22 protein-coding genes are annotated in these 24,217 nt (G+C 43.2%); 18 read left to right on the top strand and 4 right to left on the bottom strand.

From position 1 onward, the window contains the following. Positions 1-41: 41 nt before the first annotated feature. Positions 42-1,592: a M28 family peptidase gene (locus GGE08_RS14595; RefSeq protein WP_179385625.1), complete on the bottom strand. Its 1,551-nt coding sequence runs from the start codon at positions 1,590-1,592 to the stop codon at positions 42-44. A gap of 133 nt (positions 1,593-1,725) precedes the next feature. On the opposite strand from GGE08_RS14595, the gene GGE08_RS14590 reads away from it, so the two are divergent. Continuing rightward, the gene (locus tag GGE08_RS14590) at positions 1,726-2,982 is read left to right on the top strand and encodes an NAD(P)/FAD-dependent oxidoreductase (protein ID WP_179385624.1); all 1,257 of its coding nucleotides are present in this window, start codon (positions 1,726-1,728) and stop codon (positions 2,980-2,982) included. A gap of 76 nt (positions 2,983-3,058) precedes the next feature. Further along, the gene (locus GGE08_RS14585; protein WP_179385623.1) at positions 3,059-3,985 is read left to right on the top strand and encodes a hypothetical protein; all 927 of its coding nucleotides are present in this window, start codon (positions 3,059-3,061) and stop codon (positions 3,983-3,985) included. Here the strand turns inward: GGE08_RS14585 and GGE08_RS14580 are convergent, their stop codons facing one another. Further along, entirely contained in the window at positions 3,986-4,633 is a 648-nt protein-coding gene (locus GGE08_RS14580) for an alpha/beta hydrolase (protein ID WP_179385622.1), read from the bottom strand. 62 nt (positions 4,634-4,695) lie between these two features. On the opposite strand from GGE08_RS14580, the gene GGE08_RS14575 reads away from it, so the two are divergent. The 9 genes from GGE08_RS14575 to GGE08_RS14535 all read left to right on the top strand — a co-directional run bounded on the left by GGE08_RS14575 (position 4,696) and on the right by GGE08_RS14535 (position 14,196). Further along, positions 4,696-5,118 (top strand): PaaI family thioesterase, encoded by a 423-nt coding sequence (locus GGE08_RS14575; RefSeq protein ID WP_179385621.1) that lies wholly within the window; start codon positions 4,696-4,698, stop codon positions 5,116-5,118. Then, positions 5,099-6,160, top strand: coding sequence for a chorismate-binding protein (locus GGE08_RS14570; RefSeq protein ID WP_257024045.1), 1,062 nt, complete (start codon positions 5,099-5,101; stop codon positions 6,158-6,160). The genes GGE08_RS14575 and GGE08_RS14570 overlap by 20 nt, the downstream gene beginning before the upstream one ends. Before the next feature lie 55 nt (positions 6,161-6,215). Then, positions 6,216-7,955 (top strand): 2-succinyl-5-enolpyruvyl-6-hydroxy-3-cyclohexene-1-carboxylic-acid synthase, encoded by a 1,740-nt coding sequence (gene menD, locus GGE08_RS14565; RefSeq protein ID WP_179385620.1) that lies wholly within the window; start codon positions 6,216-6,218, stop codon positions 7,953-7,955. A 38-nt stretch (positions 7,956-7,993) separates the two neighbouring features. After that, positions 7,994-8,335 carry a DUF2853 family protein gene (locus GGE08_RS14560; RefSeq protein ID WP_179385619.1) on the top strand — a complete coding sequence of 114 codons (342 nt, stop codon included), beginning with the start codon at positions 7,994-7,996 and terminating at the stop codon, positions 8,333-8,335. Positions 8,336-8,412: 77 nt separating this feature from the next. Next, positions 8,413-9,243 (top strand): S1 RNA-binding domain-containing protein, encoded by an 831-nt coding sequence (locus GGE08_RS14555; protein WP_179385618.1) that lies wholly within the window; start codon positions 8,413-8,415, stop codon positions 9,241-9,243. Positions 9,244-9,393: 150 nt separating this feature from the next. Beyond that, positions 9,394-9,993, top strand: a complete 600-nt coding sequence (locus GGE08_RS14550; RefSeq protein WP_179385617.1) for an SPOR domain-containing protein — start codon at positions 9,394-9,396, stop codon at positions 9,991-9,993. 2 nt (positions 9,994-9,995) lie between these two features. Further along, positions 9,996-10,904 (top strand): 1,4-dihydroxy-2-naphthoate octaprenyltransferase, encoded by a 909-nt coding sequence (gene menA / locus GGE08_RS14545; protein WP_179385616.1) that lies wholly within the window; start codon positions 9,996-9,998, stop codon positions 10,902-10,904. Between the two features lie 33 nt (positions 10,905-10,937). Continuing rightward, the gene (locus GGE08_RS14540; RefSeq protein WP_179385615.1) at positions 10,938-11,693 is read left to right on the top strand and encodes a LytR/AlgR family response regulator transcription factor; all 756 of its coding nucleotides are present in this window, start codon (positions 10,938-10,940) and stop codon (positions 11,691-11,693) included. Between the two features lie 541 nt (positions 11,694-12,234). After that, on the top strand, positions 12,235-14,196 hold the full coding sequence (locus GGE08_RS14535) for a sensor histidine kinase (protein WP_179385614.1): 1,962 nt from the start codon (positions 12,235-12,237) through the stop codon (positions 14,194-14,196). A 3-nt stretch (positions 14,197-14,199) separates the two neighbouring features. Here the strand turns inward: GGE08_RS14535 and GGE08_RS14530 are convergent, their stop codons facing one another. Beyond that, positions 14,200-14,994 (bottom strand): SDR family oxidoreductase, encoded by a 795-nt coding sequence (locus GGE08_RS14530; protein WP_179385613.1) that lies wholly within the window; start codon positions 14,992-14,994, stop codon positions 14,200-14,202. Positions 14,995-15,039: 45 nt separating this feature from the next. Here GGE08_RS14530 and GGE08_RS14525 point away from each other — a divergent pair, with 45 nt between their 5' ends. The 5 genes from GGE08_RS14525 (at position 15,040) to GGE08_RS14505 (ending at position 21,267) form a co-directional block, all read left to right on the top strand. Then, on the top strand, positions 15,040-16,092 hold the full coding sequence (locus GGE08_RS14525; protein ID WP_179385612.1) for an o-succinylbenzoate synthase: 1,053 nt from the start codon (positions 15,040-15,042) through the stop codon (positions 16,090-16,092). Continuing rightward, positions 16,083-17,021 (top strand): CPBP family intramembrane glutamic endopeptidase, encoded by a 939-nt coding sequence (locus tag GGE08_RS14520; protein ID WP_179385611.1) that lies wholly within the window; start codon positions 16,083-16,085, stop codon positions 17,019-17,021. Before GGE08_RS14525 ends, GGE08_RS14520 begins: the two co-directional genes overlap by 10 nt. Further along, positions 16,999-18,072, top strand: coding sequence for an AMP-binding protein (locus GGE08_RS14515; protein ID WP_179385610.1), 1,074 nt, complete (start codon positions 16,999-17,001; stop codon positions 18,070-18,072). Before GGE08_RS14520 ends, GGE08_RS14515 begins: the two co-directional genes overlap by 23 nt. A gap of 33 nt (positions 18,073-18,105) precedes the next feature. Continuing rightward, complete coding sequence (locus GGE08_RS14510) at positions 18,106-19,449, top strand: M24 family metallopeptidase (protein ID WP_179385609.1); 1,344 nt, start codon at positions 18,106-18,108, stop codon at positions 19,447-19,449. A gap of 78 nt (positions 19,450-19,527) precedes the next feature. Further along, entirely contained in the window at positions 19,528-21,267 is a 1,740-nt protein-coding gene (locus tag GGE08_RS14505) for a carboxypeptidase-like regulatory domain-containing protein (RefSeq protein ID WP_179385608.1), read from the top strand. 1 nt (position 21,268) lies between these two features. Here the strand turns inward: GGE08_RS14505 and GGE08_RS14500 are convergent, their stop codons facing one another. Beyond that, complete coding sequence (locus tag GGE08_RS14500; RefSeq protein ID WP_179385607.1) at positions 21,269-22,897, bottom strand: acyl-CoA carboxylase subunit beta; 1,629 nt, start codon at positions 22,895-22,897, stop codon at positions 21,269-21,271. Between the two features lie 62 nt (positions 22,898-22,959). On the opposite strand from GGE08_RS14500, the gene GGE08_RS14495 reads away from it, so the two are divergent. Next, positions 22,960-23,943: a Gfo/Idh/MocA family protein gene (locus GGE08_RS14495; protein WP_179385606.1), complete on the top strand. Its 984-nt coding sequence runs from the start codon at positions 22,960-22,962 to the stop codon at positions 23,941-23,943. A gap of 66 nt (positions 23,944-24,009) precedes the next feature. After that, positions 24,010-24,192: a CAL67264 family membrane protein gene (locus tag GGE08_RS14490; protein WP_090297015.1), complete on the top strand. Its 183-nt coding sequence runs from the start codon at positions 24,010-24,012 to the stop codon at positions 24,190-24,192. Positions 24,193-24,217 lie beyond the last annotated feature (25 nt).

Raw genomic sequence — 24,217 nt, 5'->3', positions numbered from 1 at the left:
TAAAATCTCATATTCTTTTCTATCTACAAAAGGTCAATCTCTTAATCCGCAGCCTTGTCAACCACCAATCTTCCAGGTCTGTTGGCAATTTCCCAAGCCGTGTAAAATATAAGGCGGGCGCGGTTTTCCAACAGGTCGTAATTGATTTTATCCGGAGTATCGCCAGGGCGGTGATAGTCCGCATGCGTACCGTTAAAATAAAAGATGATAGGGATATTGTTTTTGGCAAAATTGTAATGGTCGCTTCGGTAATAAAAACGATTGGGGTCGTTTTCATCGTTGTACGTATAGTCGAACTCAATGTTGGTGTATTTTTTATTCACCGCTTCGGATAGGTTGTGCAGTTCCGTACTCAACTTGTCCGAACCGATAATGTATAGGTAATTTCTCGCCCCAGCGTAGTTGGGGTCAATACGCCCGATCATATCAATGTTGAGGTCCACCACGGTATTTTCCAAAGGAAAGACCGGGTCAACATCAGTATAATATCTTGACCCCAAAAGTCCTTTTTCCTCTCCTGTTACGTGGAGAAAAACTACCGAGCGCTTGGGTCCGTTCCCTTCATCGGCCGCTTTTTTAAAGGCTTGCGCGATTTCCAACAAAGCCACGGTACCCGAACCATCGTCGTCCGCACCATTGTTGATTTGCCCATCGGCAGTGACCCCTATATGATCTAAGTGGGAGGAAATGATCACATATTCCTCTGGTTTTTCACTTCCTTTAATAAAGGCCACCACATTTTCGGAATCGATCTGGTCATTGCCACTGGTCAAATTCAAATCAATATCGGCCTGTACAACTTTAGGAACGTCGTCTTCCTCAATATCAGACTTAATGGCTTGTGCAGCAGGCATGTCCAAGATAAGCAGCATCGGGTTGTCAGTATCTCCGGCAAGTTGCATTCTTCCGCTGTCATTGGTTCTGATAAAATCAAAATATCCTCGGAATCTTGGGAAGTTTTGAACATCGAGGTACAAAACACCTTTGGCTCCCTTGTCGTTGGCAATAGATGCTTTTTTGCTAATGGATTCGGACAGATTGCTCCATTCCGATTTTTCTGAAGTACCGGACAACACATAATTTCCATCACTGTCCACAGGCTCGCCCGCTTTCATCAGTACCAATTTGCCCGATACATCAATGCCGCTGTAATCGGAATAGTCCCCATCTTCGATACCGTATCCTGCGTACACAATTTCGTTATAAGTGCCCTGGGCAGAGGTAAAGGTCACCACTTCTTTGCCCAGTTCAAAGGCTTGACCATTAAAACTTAGGCTTCCCACAGGAACTTTTGAAACTTCCAAAGGCACTTTTTGAAAGTAATCCCCATTGGATTTGGCAGGAGGAACATCCAAGGATTGGTAGTGCGCCTTGATATATTCCACGGCTTTCTTCTGTCCCGGAGTGCCGGTTTCCCTTCCTTCAAACTCATCCGAAGCGTAGGTGTATAAATGTTCTTTGAGGTCTGCCTCGGTAATTGTTTCGGCATACGGCACAGGGTCGGCCATAGGTTTGGCTGCCTCGGAAACGGTTTTTTGGGAAGAATTGCATGCCAAGGATAACCCCAGCACCAAGAGAAGTAATTTTTTCATTAGAGTTGGTTTTCAAAATCCCCCAAAAGTAGTCAAAAGTTAGTTAAAGAAATCACATCGACCATTTTAACGGAATCAAGTCCTTTATGTATCTTGGTACTTCGAATTTGTGGAAACCATTAAATGGCGCACTATGGGCAAGAGCAAAACTGTGATTGTGATCGGAGGAGGAATCGTTGGTCTTTCCACAGCATATTTTTTGCACAAGGAAGGACATCAGGTGACCGTATTGGACAAATCGGATATTTCGGCCGGAGCTTCTTTTGTAAATGCAGGCTATTTAACGCCAAGCCATATCGTATCCTTGGCCTCACCAGGCATGATTACCCAAGGAATCAAGTATATGTTCAACTCCTCGAGCCCCTTTTATATGAAACCCAGATGGGATATCGATTTCATGAAATGGGCATGGTACTTTAAAAAGTCCTCCACCAAAGCCAAGGTAGAGAAGGCAATGCCGGTAATTCGCGACATTAACCTGTTGAGCCGGGAACTGTTTGAAGGAATCCAAGCCTCTGGAGATTTGGGACACTTTGAAATTGGCAACCAAGGGTTGTTGATGATGTTCCAGACTGATAAGGCTCGCGACCACGAAATGGAAGTGGTGGAAAAGGCCAAGGATTTGGGGTTGAACAGTAGATTGTTGACCAAACAGGAATTGCAGGACTTGCAACCCGACGTAACCATAAATGCAAAAGGAGCCGTTCTTTGGGAATGCGATAGGCATACCACACCACCGCTAATCATGAAGAATTTGTTGGACTATCTCATGAGAAGTGGGGTAGATGTGCGTAAAAACGAAGGTGTAACCGACTTGTCTGTAGTGGGCAAACGAATTACAGAAGTGCGGACGGAGCAGGGTGCCTATTCGGCAGATGAAGTGATTCTGGCTGCAGGTTCATGGACGTCCGACCTATCAAAGAAAATCCGGTTACAACTGCCCCTGCAAGCAGGAAAGGGGTATCGAATCAACATGGAAGAGCCTACAGGAATTACGTTCCCCGCCATTTTGATGGAAAAAAAGATTGCTGTCACCCCTATGGAAGGTTTTACCCGATTTGCCGGCACTATGGAGTTTTCGGGAATCAACCATACCATTCGTAAGGAGCGGGTAGAGGCCATAGCCAAAGGAGTGGAAAGCTACTATGAAGGTTTGAGCATCCCCGAAAAGGCCAAGGCCAAGGCCAAATGTGGACTTCGTCCAGTTTCACCGGATGGGCTTCCTTATATTGGGAGGGTCAAGCACATGAATAACCTCACCATTGCTACCGGTCATGCCATGATGGGATGGAGCTTGGGTCCTGCTACAGGTAAATTGGTCACCGAGATCATTTCCGGGCAAGAATTATCCATGGGTATAGCCCCTTTTGACCCCCAACGTAAATTTTAAGATATTTCTTTCCTATTGCGGCATGATATGTGCCCTAAGATTTTTCGGTTGTTGTTTTTACGATTAATTTTACAACATGAAAAAACACTACGCCATTACATCTTTTCTTTCGTTGTTCTTCGTTTTTGGGATTTGGTCCCAAGAAGTGCAGATTTTCACCCTGAAGGACTTTGACCTAAATGGCAGGGTGAAATCGTGTTTGGTATCCACCAATTATGGCAAAGAGTTGTTCGAATTCAACAAGGAGGGGGTATTGACTAAAACCGTGACCCAATATAACGACACGGACCAAGATATTACGTACTACAAATATCAGAATGGGGAATTATTGGAGAAACGGATGGAAAGTTACAAGAACAATGTTCTCGACGAATCCACTTCCATGGCCAATTTTTATGAAGTAGATACCGTTCCAACCAAGACCATTATTGAAAAAATTATTTCGTACGATAAGCAATTCCTGGAGCAACAGCAATACTATTATGATGAGGAAGGCAAGTTGGTGCGCATCACCACCTCCAACGGGGAAGGTGTGGACGAATCGACTTTTGACTATTCCACAGTGAAAAACGAGGAAACGGTCAGTACTTTTACCAATGGAATTTTGCAAAAATCCGTACGTACCTCCACCAAAAAGGTGGGAAACAAAACCCAAAAAGTAGTACTCACCAAGGAATATATTGACGGAGAACCCAATACAGCTAACGAGGAGGTCTTTAACGAAGCCGGTAAATTGGTCACTAGCGAAGACTTTTTATACGATAAGGCCGAAAAGGAATTTGTTTCCCAAGAAAAGCGTTTTTATCAGTATACGGATGGAGTTTTGAGCAAAGTGATCCACAAAACGGTAAACACTGAGTCCACGGATAAGTATATTTTTCAGTTTGATAACCATACTCCCCGTAATTGGGTAAAAAAAATCGTGACGCCAGGAAATAGTTACACTACCCGTACCATTGAATACTTTAAGGAAGCAGAACCCAAGGAACAGACCTCCAATTAACTATTCCAATAATTTCGCTATGATTTTCGGCTTGACTTCATGACCTCCTTTAAAGGTTATGATTTCGGCTTGGCCTTGAAACAATTCATCAATTTTTACTTTCTCACCTTTCAATCGTTCAGGGGTAAGAAATTCATCTTGATCGCCATAGATGATTTTGACTTCGGTTGAATCGTAATCCAAAAAATCAAAATCGGAACTAGTGAGCTCATTGGGAATACCACCAGCGTAGAGGACCAAGAGTTTACAACGTACTTTTTTGCCCGCAAGCCAACGGGTCGCAATGGAAACCCCTTGGGAGAACCCGAAGACCACAAAATTGACTTTTTCCGGAATATGCTCTGCCTCTAGCACGGCATCAATATAGTTAAGCACGTTTTTCACCTCCATAGCTGTGTTTTCCTTGGTCAACCAACTAGCACCAACGTATTTGTACTCGTTTTTCAAATAGTATTTGGAGGGTGCTTGCGGCACAATGAGGTAGTTTTCCTCCATGTCCAATCCCTCAAAATATTTGACAAAATAGCGGCTCAGATAACCAATACCATGAAAAATCAGCCAAACATTCTTGGTTTTTGGGGTGAGTTCGTTTTTGGTCAGATAGGTGTTTTCGGTGGAATAGGTTACCGTTTTTTCTGGGTTTGACATGATTGGAATGACTTTGTTCGCTATTGCCGGAGCTTTGTGTAATTTTACAAAAAAGTAGAACGATGAACGAACACAAAGAGAAGATTTTGTCCGTTTGCAACGAAATTTGCAAAAACACCCTAATGGAAACCTTGGATATCACCTACGTGGATGTTGGGGAGAATTTTCTCTTGGCCAAAATGCCGGTTACGCCAAGGGTGCATCAGCCCGATGGCGTGCTCCATGGAGGAGCTTCCGTCGCCCTTGCCGAGAGTGTTGGCAGTGCTGCTTCCTACATTTTTTTGGACGGTCAAAAGTTCCTTGTACGTGGAATCGAGATTGCGGCCAATCACGTAAAGTCCATCAAAGAAGGTTTTGTGTATGCCAAGGCATCCATTTTGCACAAGGGAAGGACCACCCAGCTCTGGGAAATAAAAATTACGGACGAAGAAGGCCAACTCATCTCCAACTGTAAATTGACCACCATTGCATTACCTAGAAAATAAAGACCTCGATACCATCTTCGATAAGGCAGGGGAGAGTCTGGAAAAAGGCTTGCCCTTTGTCATTTACCGAAAGCCTGATGCTACCCAAATGTATGGTGTTTTTCAGTCTTCCACAGATTTAAAACTGACCAAGGATTTTACGGAAAGTGGTTTTGTTTTTGCACCGTTCGATAAGGCGGATAAGGCCATACTGATTCAACCCGATGCATTTTGGACGGCTGAATATGTCCCTGAAAGGGAACAACATCCTGCCAAGGTTAATTTGGACGAATTGGGGCGTGAGAATCACTTAAAATTGGTGGAACGGGGAATTGCTGAAATAAAAAAAGGAAGACTGCAAAAGGTAGTCTTGTCAAGGCAGATTGCAGTGGAATTTGCCAAATCCCCTATACAAATTTTCAAGACCCTTCTGAGCACCTATCCCAGTGCATTTGGATATTTGTTCCATCACCCTAAAGTGGGTACTTGGTGCGGTGCCACCCCAGAAACCTTGGTCCGGGTAAAAAATAAACAATTGCAGACCATGTCCTTGGCGGCGACCCTTCCCCATATCGAAAATGAGGAACCCCAATGGGGTGAAAAAGAAATTCAAGAACAACAAATGGTGTCCGAATATATTGGGGACAAATTGGCCCATGCCATGGAGGTGCTTGAGATTGATGAAGCAGAATCGGTTCGGGCAGGTAATTTGTGGCACCTGCGCTCTGAGGTTCGAGGTGCTATGTTGCCCCATATAAAGGTGCGCGAAGTAATCAAGGCTTTGCACCCGACCCCAGCGGTTTGTGGCATTCCAACGAGCGAGGCCCAATTGTTTATCGCGGCGAACGAAAACTACCAAAGAACCTACTACACAGGTTTTTTGGGGGAACTCAACCTCGCACAAGAAGGGGAAACATCACTTTTTGTAAATCTTCGTTGCATGGAATTGAAAAGCAATAAAGCTTTTATTTTTGTGGGAGGCGGAATCACTGAGGCCTCCGACCCGGAAAGCGAATGGATTGAAACCCAAAACAAAAGCAAAACCATGCTCGGTATTTTGTAAAATGGAGCCATTTGTAGCAAGGAATTAATCTGAAGAAAGCGTATTTTTGTAGTCCATGACGTATTCAGATATTCCGGCAGCGCAGACCTTGACACTGTACTTTAAAGCAAGGGGCGTAAAGAACATAGTTATCTCACCGGGGTCCAGAAATGCCCCGTTGACCATCAGTTTTACAAAAAATCCGTTTTTCAAGTGTTTTAGTATTGTGGACGAACGCTGTGCCGCGTTCTTTGCTATGGGCATGGCCCAGCATTTGCGGGAACCGGTGGCTGTAATTTGCTCTTCGGGAAGTGCGTTGCTCAATTTTTATCCCGCAGTGGCAGAGGCCTACTACAGCGATATTCCTTTGATAGTGGTTTCTGCGGACAGACCAAGCTACCGCATCGATATCGGGGACGGACAGACCATTCGACAGAAAAATGTGATGGAAAAGCACATCGGTTATTCGGCCAATTTGAAGCAGGATGTTTCCCATGCCACAGAAACCATTTCAAAATATGGCCCGCACTTATTGGATGATAATCAGGAACAGGTTCAGGACTATAACGAAAGGGAAATCGCCAAAGCACTTTCAGTTGCTTTTGATGAAAAATATCCGGTGCACATCAATATTCCTTTTGAGGAACCCTTGTACGGTAGGGTAGAGGAGCCTTCGGTGCAGCTTCAAAATTACCAGCTCTCTGAAATTGTGGGCGATATGCAACATGAAGATTGGGAAACCCTGGCCGCTATTTGGAAGAGTCTTCCACGAAAAATGGTCCTGGCAGGGGTTAACCATCCCAACGCCTTGGAAGAGGAAGTGTTGCAGCTTTTGGCCAAGGACCCGGATACCGTTTTGTTTACCGAAACCACTTCCAATTTGCATCATCCGGAATTCTTCGAAAGCATAGATAGCATTATCGCGCCTATCGAAAAATCCAAAAATGCAGCAGAGCTTTTCAATGCTTTGCAACCCGACCTATTGGTCACCTTTGGTGGATTGATCGTATCCAAAAAAATAAAGGCCTTTCTACGAAAATACAAGCCCAAACAACACTGGCATATAGATGTGAAAAAGGCCAACAATACCTTCTATTGCCTGACCAAACACATCAAAGCAGACCCCAACCGTTTTTTTAGGGAGGTTGCGACAGAAAGTTTCGGAGAAAGCCATTACAAACGGTTTTGGGAAACCAAAAAGGACATTTACGAAAAGAAGCGCGAAGACTATCTCCATGAGATTCCGTTTTCGGATTTCACCGCTTTTCATCAAATCATCAAAAAAATACCCAAAGGGTATCAGGTGCATTTGGCCAATAGTTCCACGGTACGCTACGCCCAACTCTTTGCGTTGGATAAATCATTAAAAGTATACTGCAATCGCGGTACAAGCGGTATTGATGGAAGCACATCCACGGCCCTGGGCAGTTCCATTTATAGCGATTCCCCAACAGTTCTGCTTACAGGCGATTTGAGCTTTTTTTACGATAGCAATGCCCTTTGGAACGGTTATACCCGTCCTGATTTTAGGATTGTACTCATCAATAATTCCGGAGGAGGTATTTTTAGGATCTTACCCGGAATGGAGGAGACCGAGGAGTTTGAGACCTTTTTTGAGACCAGCCACAATTTATCGGCGGAACATTTGGCGAAAATGTACGGTTACGATTATTTGAAAGCGAACAATGAAGCTGAACTGAAAGATTCGCTCCATGTATTTTATGGGAAATCGGAACGGCCAAAAATCTTGGAAGTCGCCACACCACGGGTTTTGAACAATAAAATTTTGCTTGGGTACTTCGATTTTATATCTTAGAAGCTTAACTGTAAATCAAACTAGAACACTAACAGATTATGAGTAAAAGAGACGAATTGATCGAAAAGTACGCTGCGGACATCAAAAACAAATTTGGACAAGATCCTGATATGGATTTGTTGACCAAAGTAGCGGTTGGATTGGGCCCTGCCATTTACAATTTGGATGCATCCAAAGTATCCGGTTCTGACGAAAAGGAACTGGAAACCGTAAAGAACAATTTCTTGATCAAAAAATTGGGACTCGCCGATACCCCAGCACTAATGGAGTCCATCAACAGCGTTATTGATACGTACGGACGATCGGAAAAAAACAAGCATCGCGCCGTTATCTACTATATTTTGGCCAAGCACTTTGGTAAGGAATCGGTATATAACTAGGATGTTCACTATTAAAAAAGAGCTGTTCGATTGCGGACAGCTTTTTTTATACCCGTTTTTACAACTACCTTTACCGCATGATAGAACTGGGAAACTACAATACCCTTAAGGTGCTCAGGAGCACTAGTATAGGGCTTTTTTTGGGAGATGAGGAAGGAACGGAAATTTTGTTGCCCAATAAATACGTGCCCGAGGATTTTGAAATAGACCAAGAAATGGAAGTGTTCTGTTATTTGGACAATGCGGAACGCCCCATCTCAACCACATTGAAGCCCAAAATTGTCCGTAATGGGTTTGCCTACTTGCAAGTGGTCGAAGTGGGAGCCTACGGCGCCTTTATGGATTGGGGATTGGAAAAGCATTTGTTGGTGCCATTTAGGGAGCAATCGCAACGCATGGAGGATGGTCAAAAATATATTGTCCATTGCTATATGGACGAGGAAAGTATGCGTCTTACGGGCTCGAGCAGGATAGATAAGTTTTTGTCCAACGATAGTGTGGATTACGAGCAAAATGATCCAGTGGACCTTTTGGTGTATCGAAAAACTCCGCTGGGGTGGGAAGTCATCGTGGATAATCGTCACAAAGGACTCATTTTTGACAGTGATATCTTCAAACCGGTTTCGGTGGGCGATCGTCTGAATGGTTTTGTAAAAAATGTTCGGGATGACAAAAAACTGGATATTTCACTACAGCCCATTGGAGCCAAAATGTTGGAACCGACAGCCAAAATGATTTTGGACAAACTTGTGCAAAGTGGTGGCTTTTTGCCCTTGCACGATAAATCGTCGCCCGAAACAATCCAAAAGACCCTTCATTTGAGCAAAAAAGCCTTTAAAAAAGGGGTGGGTATTCTGTACCGTCAACGTAAAATCAGTATACAGGAAGACGGTATCCGCTTACTTTAGACCAAAAACAACGCCAAGACCCTATTTATGGTAGCTTTAGCGCCGTAAAGTTTTTTTCTTAACCCAAATATTTTATTTTTGTAGGGATTCAGATTAACGTATTGGTTGCCTTGCGGTTAGCATGGCTTAATTTAACAACCTCCTCCTAATATGCCTTTTATTGAAGAAAGCGATTTGTTGGACCTTCATAAGGATATAGATAAGGCCCAGATTATAAACGAAAGACTTCTTGATCAGATCAAGTTCAAGAACAAGGATTTACGCAAAATCAAATTACAGCGAAATATCCTTTTGGGATTTGTTGGCCTGTTCGTTATCGGTACACTTGCCATAACCTCATTCACTGCTGGATTGAGCAGCAAACAACAATTTGAGAACCAGAGCAATGTCCTGTTCTCGTTGGACAGCTTGGATGTGATCAGGGCCCGTATAGATAATCTGAAGAAACAAAACCAAGAATTGAGCTTGGTAAAGGAATTTTATTTGGCCAAGGAATTTTTGAACAAGGAAAAAATCTACTCCGTACAAGTGAAGTCTTTTGTGGACAACAATGTGACCTTGGCCTCGGAAGCTCTGACCAATACACTTTTTGTAAAAACCAATCCGTTTTATGCCTATTCATTTGGTAATTATGAAACTTTGGAGGAGGCCCAAAAGCTTAGAAAGTTTTTGGTTCAAATTGGTTTAGAAGATGCGTTTGTAGCCTCTTATATTGATGGCCAACGTGTCAAAATTGAAGATCCGTACTAAACTTGGGAAACACAAAGGCTTGGATACAAGCGGCTAGACTTCGTACACTCCCACTTTCTTTATCAGGGATTATTGTAGGTACTGCACTGGCTGCCTATAAAGGATATTTTGATGGGACCCTATTTGTTTTGGCACTGTTGACCACGATTGGTTTTCAGGTAATCTCCAACTTCGCCAACGATTATGGTGATGGTGTAAAGGGAACCGACAACGAGGACCGCATTGGTCCGGCACGCGCCCTGCAAAGCGGTACCATAACTCGGGCGTCGCTCAAAAATGGGATTATTGTTTCCACGATACTGACCCTGCTCATCGCTTTAGCGCTTATTTATTTGGCATTCGGTTTGGAAAACTTGCCCTACATTATTCTATTCTTTGTGTTGGGGCTGCTGAGTATCTGGGCCGCCATAAACTATACCATTGGCTCCAAAGCCTATGGCTATCGAGGTATGGGTGACCTTTTTGTCTTCCTGTTCTTTGGTCTGCTAGGTGTTTTGGGCAGTATGTTTCTGTTTACTAAATCGTTGGATGCGGTTGCCCTTTTCCCTGCCATCGCCATTGGGTTGTTATGTGTCGCTGTTCTCAATTTGAACAACTTGCGGGACATGGTTTCCGATAAAAAGCATGGTAAGGTAACGCTGGTGGTAAAAATGGGCTTTGATAGGGGGAAAATTTATCATGGTTTTTTGATTATTACGGCCCTGATATGCTTTTCTGTCTTTATTTGGTTGGAAGGTTGGGGTTGGAAAGCCAGCTTTTTCATGCTGGCCTTTGTGCCATTGCTCATTCATCTGCGCAAAGTGATGCAGACCCAAAATCCAGGTCATTTAGATCCCGAACTGAAGAAAGTCGCTTTGAGCACCTTTTTGCTAGCGGTATTATTCTTAATTTCAGTTAATATTTTTTTGTAAATTTGATATACAACCAAATAAACTTAAAGGAACTTGGAACATCCGATAAAAATTTTGATCGTAGAGGATAATGTCATCATTGCTGATGATATGCAATCCATGTTAGAGGAAATCGGTTATGAGATCGTGGACAATGTGATTGTATACGAACAAGCCGTAGATGTCCTTAAAAATAATCATGTAGACCTTGTTTTGATTGATATCATCTTGGCTTCGGACAAGACAGGAATCGATTTGGGCAAGCACATTCGTGAAACGTATAATATTCCATTCATCTTTGTAACTTCTAACTCCGACCGCGCCACGGTAGAGAATGCTAAAACCGTAAAGCCGGATGGGTATTTGGTAAAGCCTTTTGAACAACAGGACCTGTATACATCCATCGAGATAGCACTATCCAATTTCAACTACAACAAAAAAGGGGTTGAGAAAGTATCGGATGATGATGCAGCGGATGAAATCACCTCCAATTCCATTTTGAAGGATTCCATTTTCGTCAAAAAGCAACATTTGTATTATCGTATACAGTTTAGTGATATCCAGTTCATTAAGGCAGACAATGTTTATTTGGAAGTCAATACGGCAGATAAAAAGTTCTTGGTGCGCTCTCCGCTGAAGGACTATTTGGAAAAATTGCCCAAAAATAAATTTTACAGGGCACATAAATCCTACATCGTCAATGTGGACCACATTGATGCCATCAACTCCAAGGATATCATGATCAATAATAATTTGATACCGATTTCCAAAGACTTTAAGGAATTTATCCTGTCCTCCATGAACAGCTAAAGGAATTCCTTTATTAAGATACCAAGCGCTCCCCAACGGGAGCGTTTTTTTTGACCAACAACAGCTTGTTGGGGGCAAGACCACAGTTTTGTGCAGGTTCACAACAATATTTTCTCAACATGGAATCTCGCGCCTACTTTAGCAGTGTTATTAAATCAGAAAGTAATTTTTTCATTTTCATATAGTGTTCTCGTAAAAGGGTCTTGTTGTAAAAAGCAGGGCCTTTTTCAATTTCAGGGGATTCGTAATACTGTGTTTTCTCCATGAAAAGCACAAAACATCGACAAAATGCCATTTGACATACAGTTGATAACTTTTCACAACAGAAATGGACACTTTCACAACATAAATGGTCATCTCTTTCCACTGACATTTAATTTTACGACCAAACTAGCGTTCTTTATATACCCCATAGCTTGCAAATCGGTATAACATTCCATTTTTACAGTTGATTTGGTTATCGGGGCAATAAAGGAAAAAAGGGCACGATAATAATATAGGGTCTTCGGTACTGTTCCGGGCCACTGTATCAAATTAATTAATGGGACGTTACGTAAGATTTTTATTTACCTCAGTATACTTTGCTTTTCTTTTCACTTCTTTCGCACAAACCAATGCGGAAAACGAGGATAGTGTACTTGAAGAATTCCAGGATACCGGCCTAGCTTCAGAACGGTTCGAGGTCTTTTTCAATTCGTTGGACCGATACAACGTCAATTCCGCTTACGACTGGTTGGATACCATCAAAATATACTTGACCAACGCAGAAAAAACGGAGGACACAACCGCTATCCGTTTATACAAAGTGATGCAAGCCCAAGTCTATAACGATCTTGGGGAATACGACAAGAGTACCGTCCTGGCCAAGGAACTTTATGACATCAAGGATTCTTTGGACGATGCTTCCCAAAAAGTGGTTTTGGATGTGCTGGACGACAATTACGCCAATCTGCAATTGTTCGACAAGCAGATTGAAATCCGAAAGCAAAAGCGGGAGCTGGGCATTACCAACAATGTAGCCTTTTACGACATTTATAGCAACCTTGGCCTGTACCGAAAGGCGAGGAACCAATACATTATGGAGGTAAAGCCTACCATTGCGGACAACGATTCGTACGGATTGGCCAAATACCATAGCAAAGTGGGCAATTACCTGCGCTTGGACGATTCTGCACCCACAGCGTTGAGCGAACTGAAAAAAGCAAATTCGTACTTGGGAGTATACATGAACGATATTTCGACCCAAAAAAGTGAGTCAGATATTTTTGAGAGTCAGTTGCTACAGGCCGAAATCGAGGGGAATATTGCCAAGTGCCATGTGATGCTCGGTGAGTTCGAAGAAGCCATCCCCCTGTTGGAGACCAGCATCGAAACTTTAAAAAAATCACCCAACAACAACGACCATAGCGAAGTGGTTGAAAACACCCTATTCTTGGCGGAGGCCAACCTTCAGTTGGAGCGTTTTAGGGAGGCCAAAAAGCATTTGGATACGGAGTTTGATAACATTACCGTTTTGCAGACCATTAAAAGGAACAGTTTATTGGCCGCGTTCTATGATAAGGTAGAAAACTACAAAAACGCATCAATCTACTACAAACGTAACGAGCGCATTAAGGACTCCTTGGCCAAAAAGCAGTCGGCCTTGATTAAACAACAACTGGTCACCATCGTGGCCAATGAGGATTTGGAGAATTCCCAACGGTTGATCGATGAACAAAAGCGCATCAACGAACTGGCCCGAAGTGAAATGAAGGCCAAGGATGAGCGAATTAATCTGGTGTTCATTTCTTTGATTTTCACCCTTTTAGGGTTTGCAGGTCTGGTGTATGCCTATCTGAAGAGTATCAAAAACCAACGATTGATCGCTGAACAAAAGCACATTATCGAGAATTCGTTGGTGGAGAAGGACTCCCTGTTAAAAGAGATCCATCACCGTGTAAAAAACAACCTGCAGATGGTGAGCAGCCTTTTGAGCCTTCAAACCAAAAACACCAGAAGCAAGGCGGCCATTGAAGCCTTGGAAGAAGGAAAGAGTAGGGTGAAGGCCATGGCGTTGATCCATCAAAAACTGTATCAGAACGATGACCTCTCGGTAATAGAAATGCAGGGATACATTGAAAGTTTGATCAATAGCGTTCAATCCGTTTACAAAAAAGGAGGGCACAACATTAGCATCACCATTGATGCCGAGGGCACCGAACTGGATATTGACCGTGCCATTCCTTTTGGATTGATTTTAAACGAATTGGTGTCCAATTCATTCAAATATGCTTTTCCAGAGAATGATGAGAACGGTAAAATCTACATTCATTTGCGTAAAAATGGAGATCAGGGCTACTTTGAATACACCGACAACGGTGTAGGCCTGCCAGAGGATTCCGATGAACGGGCGCATTCCTCCATGGGTATTCGCTTGATCAATAGATTGGTGAACCAATTGCAGTCCAAATTGAATATCGATAGGCAGGTAGAAGGTGTTCGTTTCTGGTTCAACTTTAGTTAAGCCCTAGCGCACCTGACTCTTCAGTACCACTTTGTGCAATAGTTTTGGGAAAAATCGCTTGAGGTAGATGCCCTTTACTTCCTTGCCACCAATATAGACTTCGAACTTTTTGCGTTGGATGGCAGCAATTATTTTTTGTGCTGCAAGCTCAGGGGATATGCCATTTTGCGTGGCTATATCATCTTCTTTTTGCGGAGAGCCATCGGCGGTCAAGGCATTTTTGGCCACATTGGTCTGTACAAATCCAGGACAGACCATGGTCACGTGGATTCCATCTTTTTCGTGTTCCATCCGCATCACATCAAAAAAACCGTGCAAGGCATGCTTGGCCCCGCAGTATCCGGAACGATAAGGGGAACCAAACTTACCCATCAAACTGGTAACGGTTACAAAATGTCCACTTTGATTGGCCATAAAGTGGGGCAGAATGGCTTTGGAAAGCGCTACCGTCCCCATATAATTAATGTCAATCAATTGTTGGTACACTTCGAGTGTTGTGTCCTTGATCAGCGACCGCTGACTTATTCCAGCGTTGTTTACCAAAATATCCACCTTTCCGAACAAACCAACAGCCTTGTTGGCAATGCCCTGCATTCCTTTGTGGTCCTTTAGATCCAATGGAAGAACGGAAATAGTACTTGAAGTATCACAGAGGTCTTTCACCTCGAGCAATTCGTCTTCCCTACGGGATGAAAGAATCAAATTGCAATCATATTTACTAAGGGCCAAAGCCAAACTTTTCCCAATGCCGGACGAAGCCCCGGTTATCCAAATCGTTTTTCCATGGATACTTCCCATACCTTCTGTTTTAGAAACAAAATATACTTAAATTTGGGCTACTTCATGAAAGCAAATTATAAAAAGTATACCCTCAATTTTAAAGTCCCCAGTGGCACTTCACGTGGTGTGATGACCCAAAAAGAGACGTGGTTCCTGATCTTAAAAAACAATGGTTCTTTTGGAATAGGGGAGTGCGGTATTCTCCGAGGGCTGAGCGCGGACGATCGACCTGATTACGAAGAAAAATTAGCATGGACCTGTGAAAACATACAACTGGGAAAGGATAAGCTATTGGCAGAATTAGAAGCGTTTCCCTCGATTCAGTTTGGATTGGAGCAGGCCTTTTTGTCATTGGCTTCCCGAAATCCCTTTGAGTTGTTTCCTTCGGACTTTACCAAAAAAGAAGCGCCCATACCTATTAACGGACTGATCTGGATGGGGGATGAGGGATATATGCTGAACCAATTGGAGCAAAAGTTGAAAGACGGTTTCGGCTGCATCAAAATGAAGATTGGAGCCATTGATTTTGACAAGGAATTGGCTATCCTCAAGTCAATCCGGGATAATTTTTCCCCCAATGAAATAGAGTTACGTGTTGATGCGAACGGAGCCTTTTCTCCCAACGAAGCCATGGGAAAATTGGAACAATTAGCCGCATTTCAGCTACATTCCATTGAACAGCCCATAAAAGCGGGACAATGGGAAAACATGGCCCTGCTTTGCGAAAAAACCCCCTTGCCCATCGCTTTGGATGAGGAGCTTATTGGTGTTTTTGATGTAACGGAAAAGCAGAAAATGCTACAAACTATACAACCACAGTACATCATACTCAAGCCAAGTCTGGTGGGCGGAATAAAGGGTTGCAGGGAATGGATAGAATTGGCCGGCAAACAACACATAGGCTGGTGGATTACCAGCGCGTTGGAAAGCAATATTGGCCTAAATGCCATTGCACAGTTTACCCACACCTTGAAAACGACTATGCCACAAGGTTTGGGAACGGGCAGTTTGTTTACCAATAATATCAATAGCCCTTTGGAGGTTTCCGGAGGGCAACTTTTTTATAGACAGGATAATGCCTGGGATATGGATGTAATAGAACAAATATGTATATAGAGCAAGGGTATAAGGGAAATATCGGTATGTGGAAGTACTTGGTGCTTCCTGTTGGTTTTATTGGATTTATGGTGCTCAACTATATCACCACTATAAATTCTCCAATAAGTGTTGAGGACGCGATGCAACAAATAATCGACCAATTTGGGAGCAATCTAGTTCTGATCTTATTGTTGGCACCTTTGGTGGTCGGTTTTTTTGTGGTACTTGGGTGGACACTTTTAGTGCATCAACAATCCATTACTTCGTTGACAACATCCCGTAAGAAAATTGATTGGAAACGAATTTTGTTCGCTTTTGGACTTTGGGCAGGAGTCACCATTATTTTGACTGGAGTAGACATCTTTTTTTCTCCTGAGAAATATGAGTTAAACTTTAATCTAGTCAAATTCATTCCATTGGCCATAATTGCCATATTACTGATTCCGTTACAGACCAGTTTTGAAGAATATCTGTTTCGGGGCCACATGATGCAGGGCATAGGGTTGATGGCCAAAAACAGATGGTTGCCCTTATTCATAACATCCAGTCTTTTTGGTTTAATGCACATCGCCAATCCAGAGGTTGAAAAGCTAGGTTTGGGTATAATGGTCTACTATATCGGTACAGGATTCTTTTTGGGTATTTTGACCTTGATGGACGAAGGGTTGGAACTGGCACTCGGTTTTCACGCAGCCAATAATTTGATAACGGCATTATTGGTGACGGCAGATTGGACCGCCTTCCAGACCAATTCCATTTTTAAGGATGTATCCGAGCCTGCTTTGGGCTGGGATGTCTTGATTCCTGTATTTGTGGTATATCCATTATTATTGTTGTACTTCTCCAAAAAATACGGCTGGAAAAACTGGAAGGATAGATTATTTGGGCGCGTATTGTACAAGGAAGAATTTATGGCGTTGACCGATGGGGAATCCGACTTGGCATAACATCCATCCTGATTTTAAGCTGAACGGTACCGCATACAGTCGAGATGGGGTGCGGAAGTTAGCCAACGAGCTTACCATGTCTACTTCCCATTACGAGCAAACCATAGGCGCTTTTTTAAAGGACTGGACTTCGGATGAATCTGTTTTGAACGTTCGGACGTCGGGTTCCACAGGAGCCCCAAAAATCATTCGGCTCAAAAAGGAGCACATGGTCAATTCCGCACAGGCTACGGGACACTATTTTGGATTGCGTTCTAAGCACAGCGCTTTACTCTGCTTACCTTGCACTGGAATCGCTGGAAAAATGATGTTGGTCCGTGCCATGGTGCTCGGACTCACCTTGGATTATGTGGAACCCTCATCTAACCCCTTGTCCACACAAGAACAGGACTACGATTTTGTGGCGATGGTGCCGCTTCAGGTGCAAAATTCATTGAATCAATTAAACAAGGTAAAAAAACTCATTATAGGGGGAGCGGCGGTCGATTCAAATTTGAGGGAAAAACTTCAAGAGATACCTGTGGACGCCTATGAAACCTATGGGATGACGGAGACCATTACCCATATTGCCGTAAAACGCATCAATGGTAAACCGATGGATTATTTTGAAACCCTTCCCCATGTTTCCGTAACCAAAGACGAGAGAGAATGCTTGGTGATTCAAGCACCAAAAATTTCGGATAAAAAAGTGGTCACCAACGATTTGGTGGACATATTGGATGCACATCGATTCAAATGGGTGGGCAGGTATGATTCTGTTGTCAATTCCGGAGGAATCAAATTGATTCCCGAACAAATAGAGGAAAAGCTATCGTCCTTGATAGCCTCCCGATTCTTTGTGGCTGGACAGGCTGATGAAGCGCTTGGCCAAAAGCTCGTACTGATCATAGAGGCTGATTCGGTGGACAAAGAAAACCTCTTTCAGCAAATGAAACGATTGCCAGGACTCTCCAAATATGAAATTCCCAAACAGATTTATGGTCTACAACGGTTCCCTGAAACCAAGACCCAAAAAATCGACCGAAAAAAAATATTGGAACAACTTAGCTAAGTTTCGTACATTCAAAACTTCAAAAAATCAACCATGCGAAAAACCATTTTAGTACTACTGCTGTTGCCATTTATGGCCATTTCCCAACAAATCCTTCCCGAAGTGGAAAGGGCAAGGGTTATCGATGAAATCTTGGAAGAACGTTTCAATAATTTATTGCCTCAGTTGATGGACCAGGCAGGAATGGACATGTGGGTGTTGATTTCAAGGGAATACAATGAGGACCCGGTACTGAAGACCATGTTGCCGGCCACATGGCTGAATGCGAGGCGCAGGACCATAATTCTATTTTACAGGGACAAGGAAAAGAATACCATCGAAAAGCTGGCTGTGGCCCGCTATGATATAGGGAAGAGCATTAAATCTGCCTGGGACAAGGAAAAGGAACCGGACCAGTGGAAGCGATTGATGCAATTGATTACCGAACGGAATCCCGATAAAATCGGACTGAATTTTTCAAAAGACCACAACATTGCTGACGGTTTGGATAAGACCGATTACGATGAATTCATGGCCAATTTGCCTAAAAAACACCACTCAAAAGTAGTGTCGGCAGAACAATTGGCCGTACGTTGGATAGAAACCCGTACCCCACGGGAAATGGCCATTTTTAATCAATTGGTAGATATCACCCACGATATTATTGCAGAGGCTTTTTCCGAAAAGGTCATCACCCCTGGCGTCACCACGACTACCGAGGTGGAATGGTGGATGCGTCAAAAAGTGACCGATTTGGGCTTGGAAACTTGGTTTCACCCTACGGTAGATGTGCAACGTACCAGCGAAGAACTGGTGGGACATCTGTATTCATTTTCTGGTAGGCCCGACGATGAAGTCATTCAGCGAGGTGATTTGCTACATTGCGATTTTGGCATCACCTATTTGCGCCTCAATACCGATTGCCAAGAATTGGCTTATGTGTTGAAACCAGAAGAAACCGAGGCACCAGCATTTTTAGTGAACGCCCTGTATGATGGCAACCGAGTGCAGGATTTTTTGACCCAAAATATGGTGAAAGGGCGCGTGGGCAACGATATTTTGGCCAAAGCCTTGCAGGATGCCAAGAATGCAGGACTCAGACCTGCCATTTATACGCATCCCTTGGGGTCCTACGGTCATTCTGCCGGAACCACCATAGGAATGTGGGACGCACAAGGCGGCGTATTGAAGGATGATGGTGAAAACTACCCCCTAAACCCAAACACCGCATACGCCATCGAACTGAATACAACAGTGAATATTCCAGAATGGAGCAGGGATATCCGTATTATGTTGGAAGAAGCAGGTTTTTTTGGAGAAGATGGGTTTCGATATGTTAATGGAAGACAAACCGAATTCTTGTTGATTCCGCGACCTAAGTCCCATTTAGGCAATTAGTTGGGTTGTTAAAATTTTGTAAGTAAAGTATCATTGAGCCATTTATTTTCATAATTTAAGAAGCAAAATCCGACTGCTATGAAAAATTTATGGGTGTTATTTTTGGTGATTACTACTTGCGCTTTTTCACAAACCGCAGAGCTTAAAACAATTCGAGGTACCATTACCGATGGAACCCGTCCCATTGAAGATGTGGCCATTTCCATTGAAGGAAACAACGAGACCATCTTTTCAAATGAACTGGGAAACTACAGTATCGAGGCTAGAACAGGTGACATTCTCACCTATTCCTATACCGGTCTTAAAACTCTTCAAATTAAAGTAGAGGATGTGACCCAAATTTTGAATTTGGAAATGTTCCCTGATATCAATGATCTGGACGAGGTAGAGGTAACTGCTAGTAGAAGAAGGTCCCAACAAGATCTGGCAGAGGAATATAAAACAAATCCTAGAATTGTAAAGACAGCCTATGGGTATTTGGACACCGAAACCGCAGCGGGAAGGGTTAATGTGGTTCCAAAAGAAAATATTAATGCGATTTTCGTATGCCTGCTCGATTTCGCCAGAGTCAGAATACCGGGAATCGTGGTAACTGGCGACTGTACTTATGGAGGTGATATTTACGCCAGAGGTTTTGGGTCAATAAACAACTCCGCCCCCGTAATTTATGATATTGATGGATTGATTTTTACGGATACACCGCTTTGGTTCGATATCAACAATGCTGAGCGTATTGCTTTAATTCAAAGCCTTTCCTTAACTGTCCCCTATGGATTTGTTGGTGCTGGCGGTGTGATGGTCATCAACACCAAAACAGGAAGCCCAGCCGCAAGAAAGGTGGTAGACCAGGCCCGTTTGCGCAACAATTATTTGGAACGTGAAGTGCTTACCGAAAATCAGGTCCGACAAAATGCGCCCGAATATTTAAAAGAATTTGCCAATAGCGAGTCCATGGTAGAATCCCGAGAAATCTTTGAACGATATGCAGGCAGCTATTCCAATTCATCCTACTTTATTTTGGATGCTATCCAACACTTTTCAAAAAGATGGAAGGCCTACGATATGGCAGATGCTATTTTGGACGAACACTGGAAACGAATGGTAACCAACCCGGTATTGCTAAAAACCTTGGCGTATTTCTATGAAGAGCAAGGGCGTTTCGACAAGGCCAATGACATTTACAAGGAGGTATTTATTTTACGGCCGAATTATGTCCAAAGCTATCTGGATATGGCCAAGAGTTATAGGACCGCTGGGCAAATAAAACAAGCCGCTTCCATCTTCGCTCGTTACGAATATTTGGTCGATGAAGAGTTTTTACCCGATGGAGAAAATGATTTCGCCACTATCTTCCAAAGGGAGTACAACAATCTATTGACCTTGGAAAGAAAAGCCATTTTAAATGATGGAGGAGAAAAGTCCTTGTATGTTGCCGAAGAAGATTTTAATGGGACCCGTTTGGTTTTTGAATGGAGTGATGGGGAAGCGGAGTTCGATTTGATGTTCGTCAATCCCGAGAACCAATATTACACTTGGAAGCATAGCTTGGCCGATAATGCCGACGAGATTATGAACGAGAAAAATTTGGGCTACAATATAAAGGAGTACCTCATAGATGGTTCCCTCCCCGGACTTTGGAAAGTCAACATCAACTATAAAGGAAACAAGAGTTTGACACCATCTTACTTAAAAGCGACCATTTACATCGATTACGGCACCCCAAACCAAAAAATGGACATCAAAGTTTTCCGTTTGGGCCTAAAGAATGTGTATCAAGAGTTGTTTAAGATCAATGCACCAAGTGTGGTTTCAAATTAGATTACACTTGTAACACTCCCATATTAAAAGCTTTCTCAATAGGCGCATGGTTGGCGGCCTCAATGCCCATGGAAACCCATTTTCGAGTATCCAAGGGGTCGATAATAGCATCCGTCCAAAGTCTAGCAGCAGCGTAGTACGGCGATATTTGGTCGTCGTACCGCTGTTTGATTTGGTCAAAAAGTTCCTTTTCCTTTTCGGCGTCCACAGCCTTACCACTTTTTTCCAAACTCGCTTTTTCAATCTGGAGCAATACTTTAGCGGCAGAGTTTCCACTCATAACCGCGAGTTCGGCACTGGGCCAAGCTACAATCAATCTAGGGTCATAGGCCTTCCCGCACATCGCATAATTTCCTGCTCCGTAGCTGTTTCCAATCACAATGGTGAATTTGGGCACTACCGAATTGCTCACCGCATTCACCATTTTGGCGCCATCTTTAATGATACCGCCATGCTCGCTTTTACTGCCTACCATAAATCCGGTCACATCCTGTAAAAACACCAATGGGATTTTCTTTTGGTTACAATTCGCGATAAATCGAGTGGCCTTGTCGGCAGAATCGGAATAAATCACCCCACCAAATTGCATCTCACCCTTTTTGGTCTTCACCACTTTACGCTGATTGGCCACGATGCCCACGGCCCAGCCGTCGATTCGGGCGTAACCTGTCAATATGGTCTGTCCGTAGCCTTCTTTGTACTGTTCAAATTCGGAATCGTCCACCAATCGTTTAATGATTTCCAACATATCGTACTGGTCGCTTCGTGAAGCGGGCAAGATTCCAAAAATATCATTTGGATTTTCAGCAGGAGGCTTGGCTTCGGAACGGTTGAATCCCGCCTTATCAAAATCCCCAATTTTGTCCACAATATTTTTGATTTTATCCAAGGCATCCTTGTCATCTTTCGCCTTGTAATCCGTAACACCGCTAATTTCGGAATGCGTAGTGGCTCCACCTAAGGTTTCATTGTCGATACTCTCGCCAATGGCCGCCTTTACCAGATAACTGCCAGCCAAAAATATGCTTCCCGTTTTATCCACAATCAACGCCTCGTCGCTCATAATAGGCAAGTAAGCCCCACCGGCTACACAGCTTCCCATGACCGCAGCAATTTGGGTAATGCCCATACTGCTCATAACGGCATTGTTCCTAAAAATGCGTCCAAAATGCTCCTTGTCGGGAAATATTTCGTCTTGCATGGGTAGATAAACCCCAGCGCTGTCCACCAAATAAATAATGGGCAGTTTGTTTTCAATGGCAATTTCTTGAGCCCGCAGGTTCTTCTTTCCGGTAATGGGAAACCAAGCTCCGGCCTTAACGGTCGCATCATTGGCCACTACCACACACTGCTTTCCTTGAACATGACCTACTTTTACCACAACGCCACCCGATGGGCATCCCCCGTGCTCTTCGTACATATCTTCGCCGGCAAATGCTCCGATTTCTATGGCTTCGGCATCATCATCCAACAGATATTCGATACGCTCCCTAGCGGTCATTTTGCCTTTGGCATGGTGTTTTTCGATACGGCTTTTACCGCCACCAAGTTTTATTTGGGCGAGTCTACGTTTCAACTCGGACAATTTTAGCTTATTCTGGTCTTCGTTTTTATTGAAGTTTAAATCCATTCTCTGTCAAATTCTTTTAGCAGGTTAAAGATAAGGAGTTATAATCATTACTTTTGAACTATATGGATACCAAAATACGATGGGGCATTGTAGGCCCAGGAAAAATTGCAAGAAAATTTGTTTCGGACCTTTTATTGGTCGATAACGCCGAACTTACGGCCGTGGCTTCACGATCTCTGGAAAGGGCTCAAGAATTCGCTAACGAATATGGCGCCAAGCATAGCTTTGGGAGTTATGACGAACTTTTCCAATCCGGAACGGTTGATGTGGTGTACGTGGCCACCCCGCATAATTTCCATAAAGAATTATCTATAAAAGCATTGCAACACGGTATTGGGGTACTTTGTGAAAAACCGCTCGGTGTGAATAGGGCAGAGGTGGAAGCGCAAGTCGAAGCTTCACAAAAGCATAAGGCTTTTTTGATGGAAGCCATGTGGTCACGTTTTAATCCATCCATTCAGAAATTGAAACAAATGGTAGACGCGGGCGAAATGGGAGACCTCAAGTACATTCATGCCGATTTTGCTTTCTATGCTTTGGATAGGGATGAAGATTCACGATTGCTCAATCCCAATCTTGCTTCAGGGACTTTGTTGGATATTGGAATTTATCCCATTTTCCTATCCTATCTTTTATTGGGAATGCCCACTGAAATTATGGCAAAGGCTAAGTTCCACAAAAATGGAACGGAATTACAAACCAGTATGATTTTTGATTATCCGAATGCACAATCCATCCTCTACAGCGGTTTTACCAGCAATTCCAAAATGGAGGCAGAAATTTCGGGTACAAAAGGACAAGTACATTTAAATCCCAGATGGCACGAGGCGGATGGATATACCTTCATTCAAAATGATGAAAGTTCCAAGGTTGATCTTCCTTTAAAAGGTATCGGGTACTACTACGAGATTTTGGAAGTGCACCAATGTTTGCGGAACAATACCATAGAAAGTGACCTTTGGTCACATCAAAACAGCTTGGATTTGTTAGAGTTGCTGGACAGTGTACGGAATAAATGCGGAGTAAGCTTTCCTTTTGAAACATAATCCTTAATAATAACTTTACATTATCCCGATTTTTCCGATATTTGAACCTCTTCAGAAATATACACAATGGGAATGAATAAGAATACAGTGCTGGCCTACGCGACTTGGATCATGATTTTGGTCGGCTTGGGAATGATTGCACTTGGAGCGTTTAAGTATGATGAAGTGGCAGGATATGGTTTCGCTGCCGTAGGAATAGGTTTTTTTGCCGTAGCATGGGTGTTCAACGCCTTAAAAGGACGAGTGTAGCCTCTTTTCACAAACAATTTAATTT

Source organism: Allomuricauda sp. ARW1Y1 (assembly GCF_013407935.1).
Classification (GTDB): Bacteria; Bacteroidota; Bacteroidia; order Flavobacteriales; family Flavobacteriaceae; genus Flagellimonas.
The sequence above is the reverse complement of the archived record's forward strand: the minus strand, read 5'-3'. Positions and strand labels throughout refer to the sequence as shown.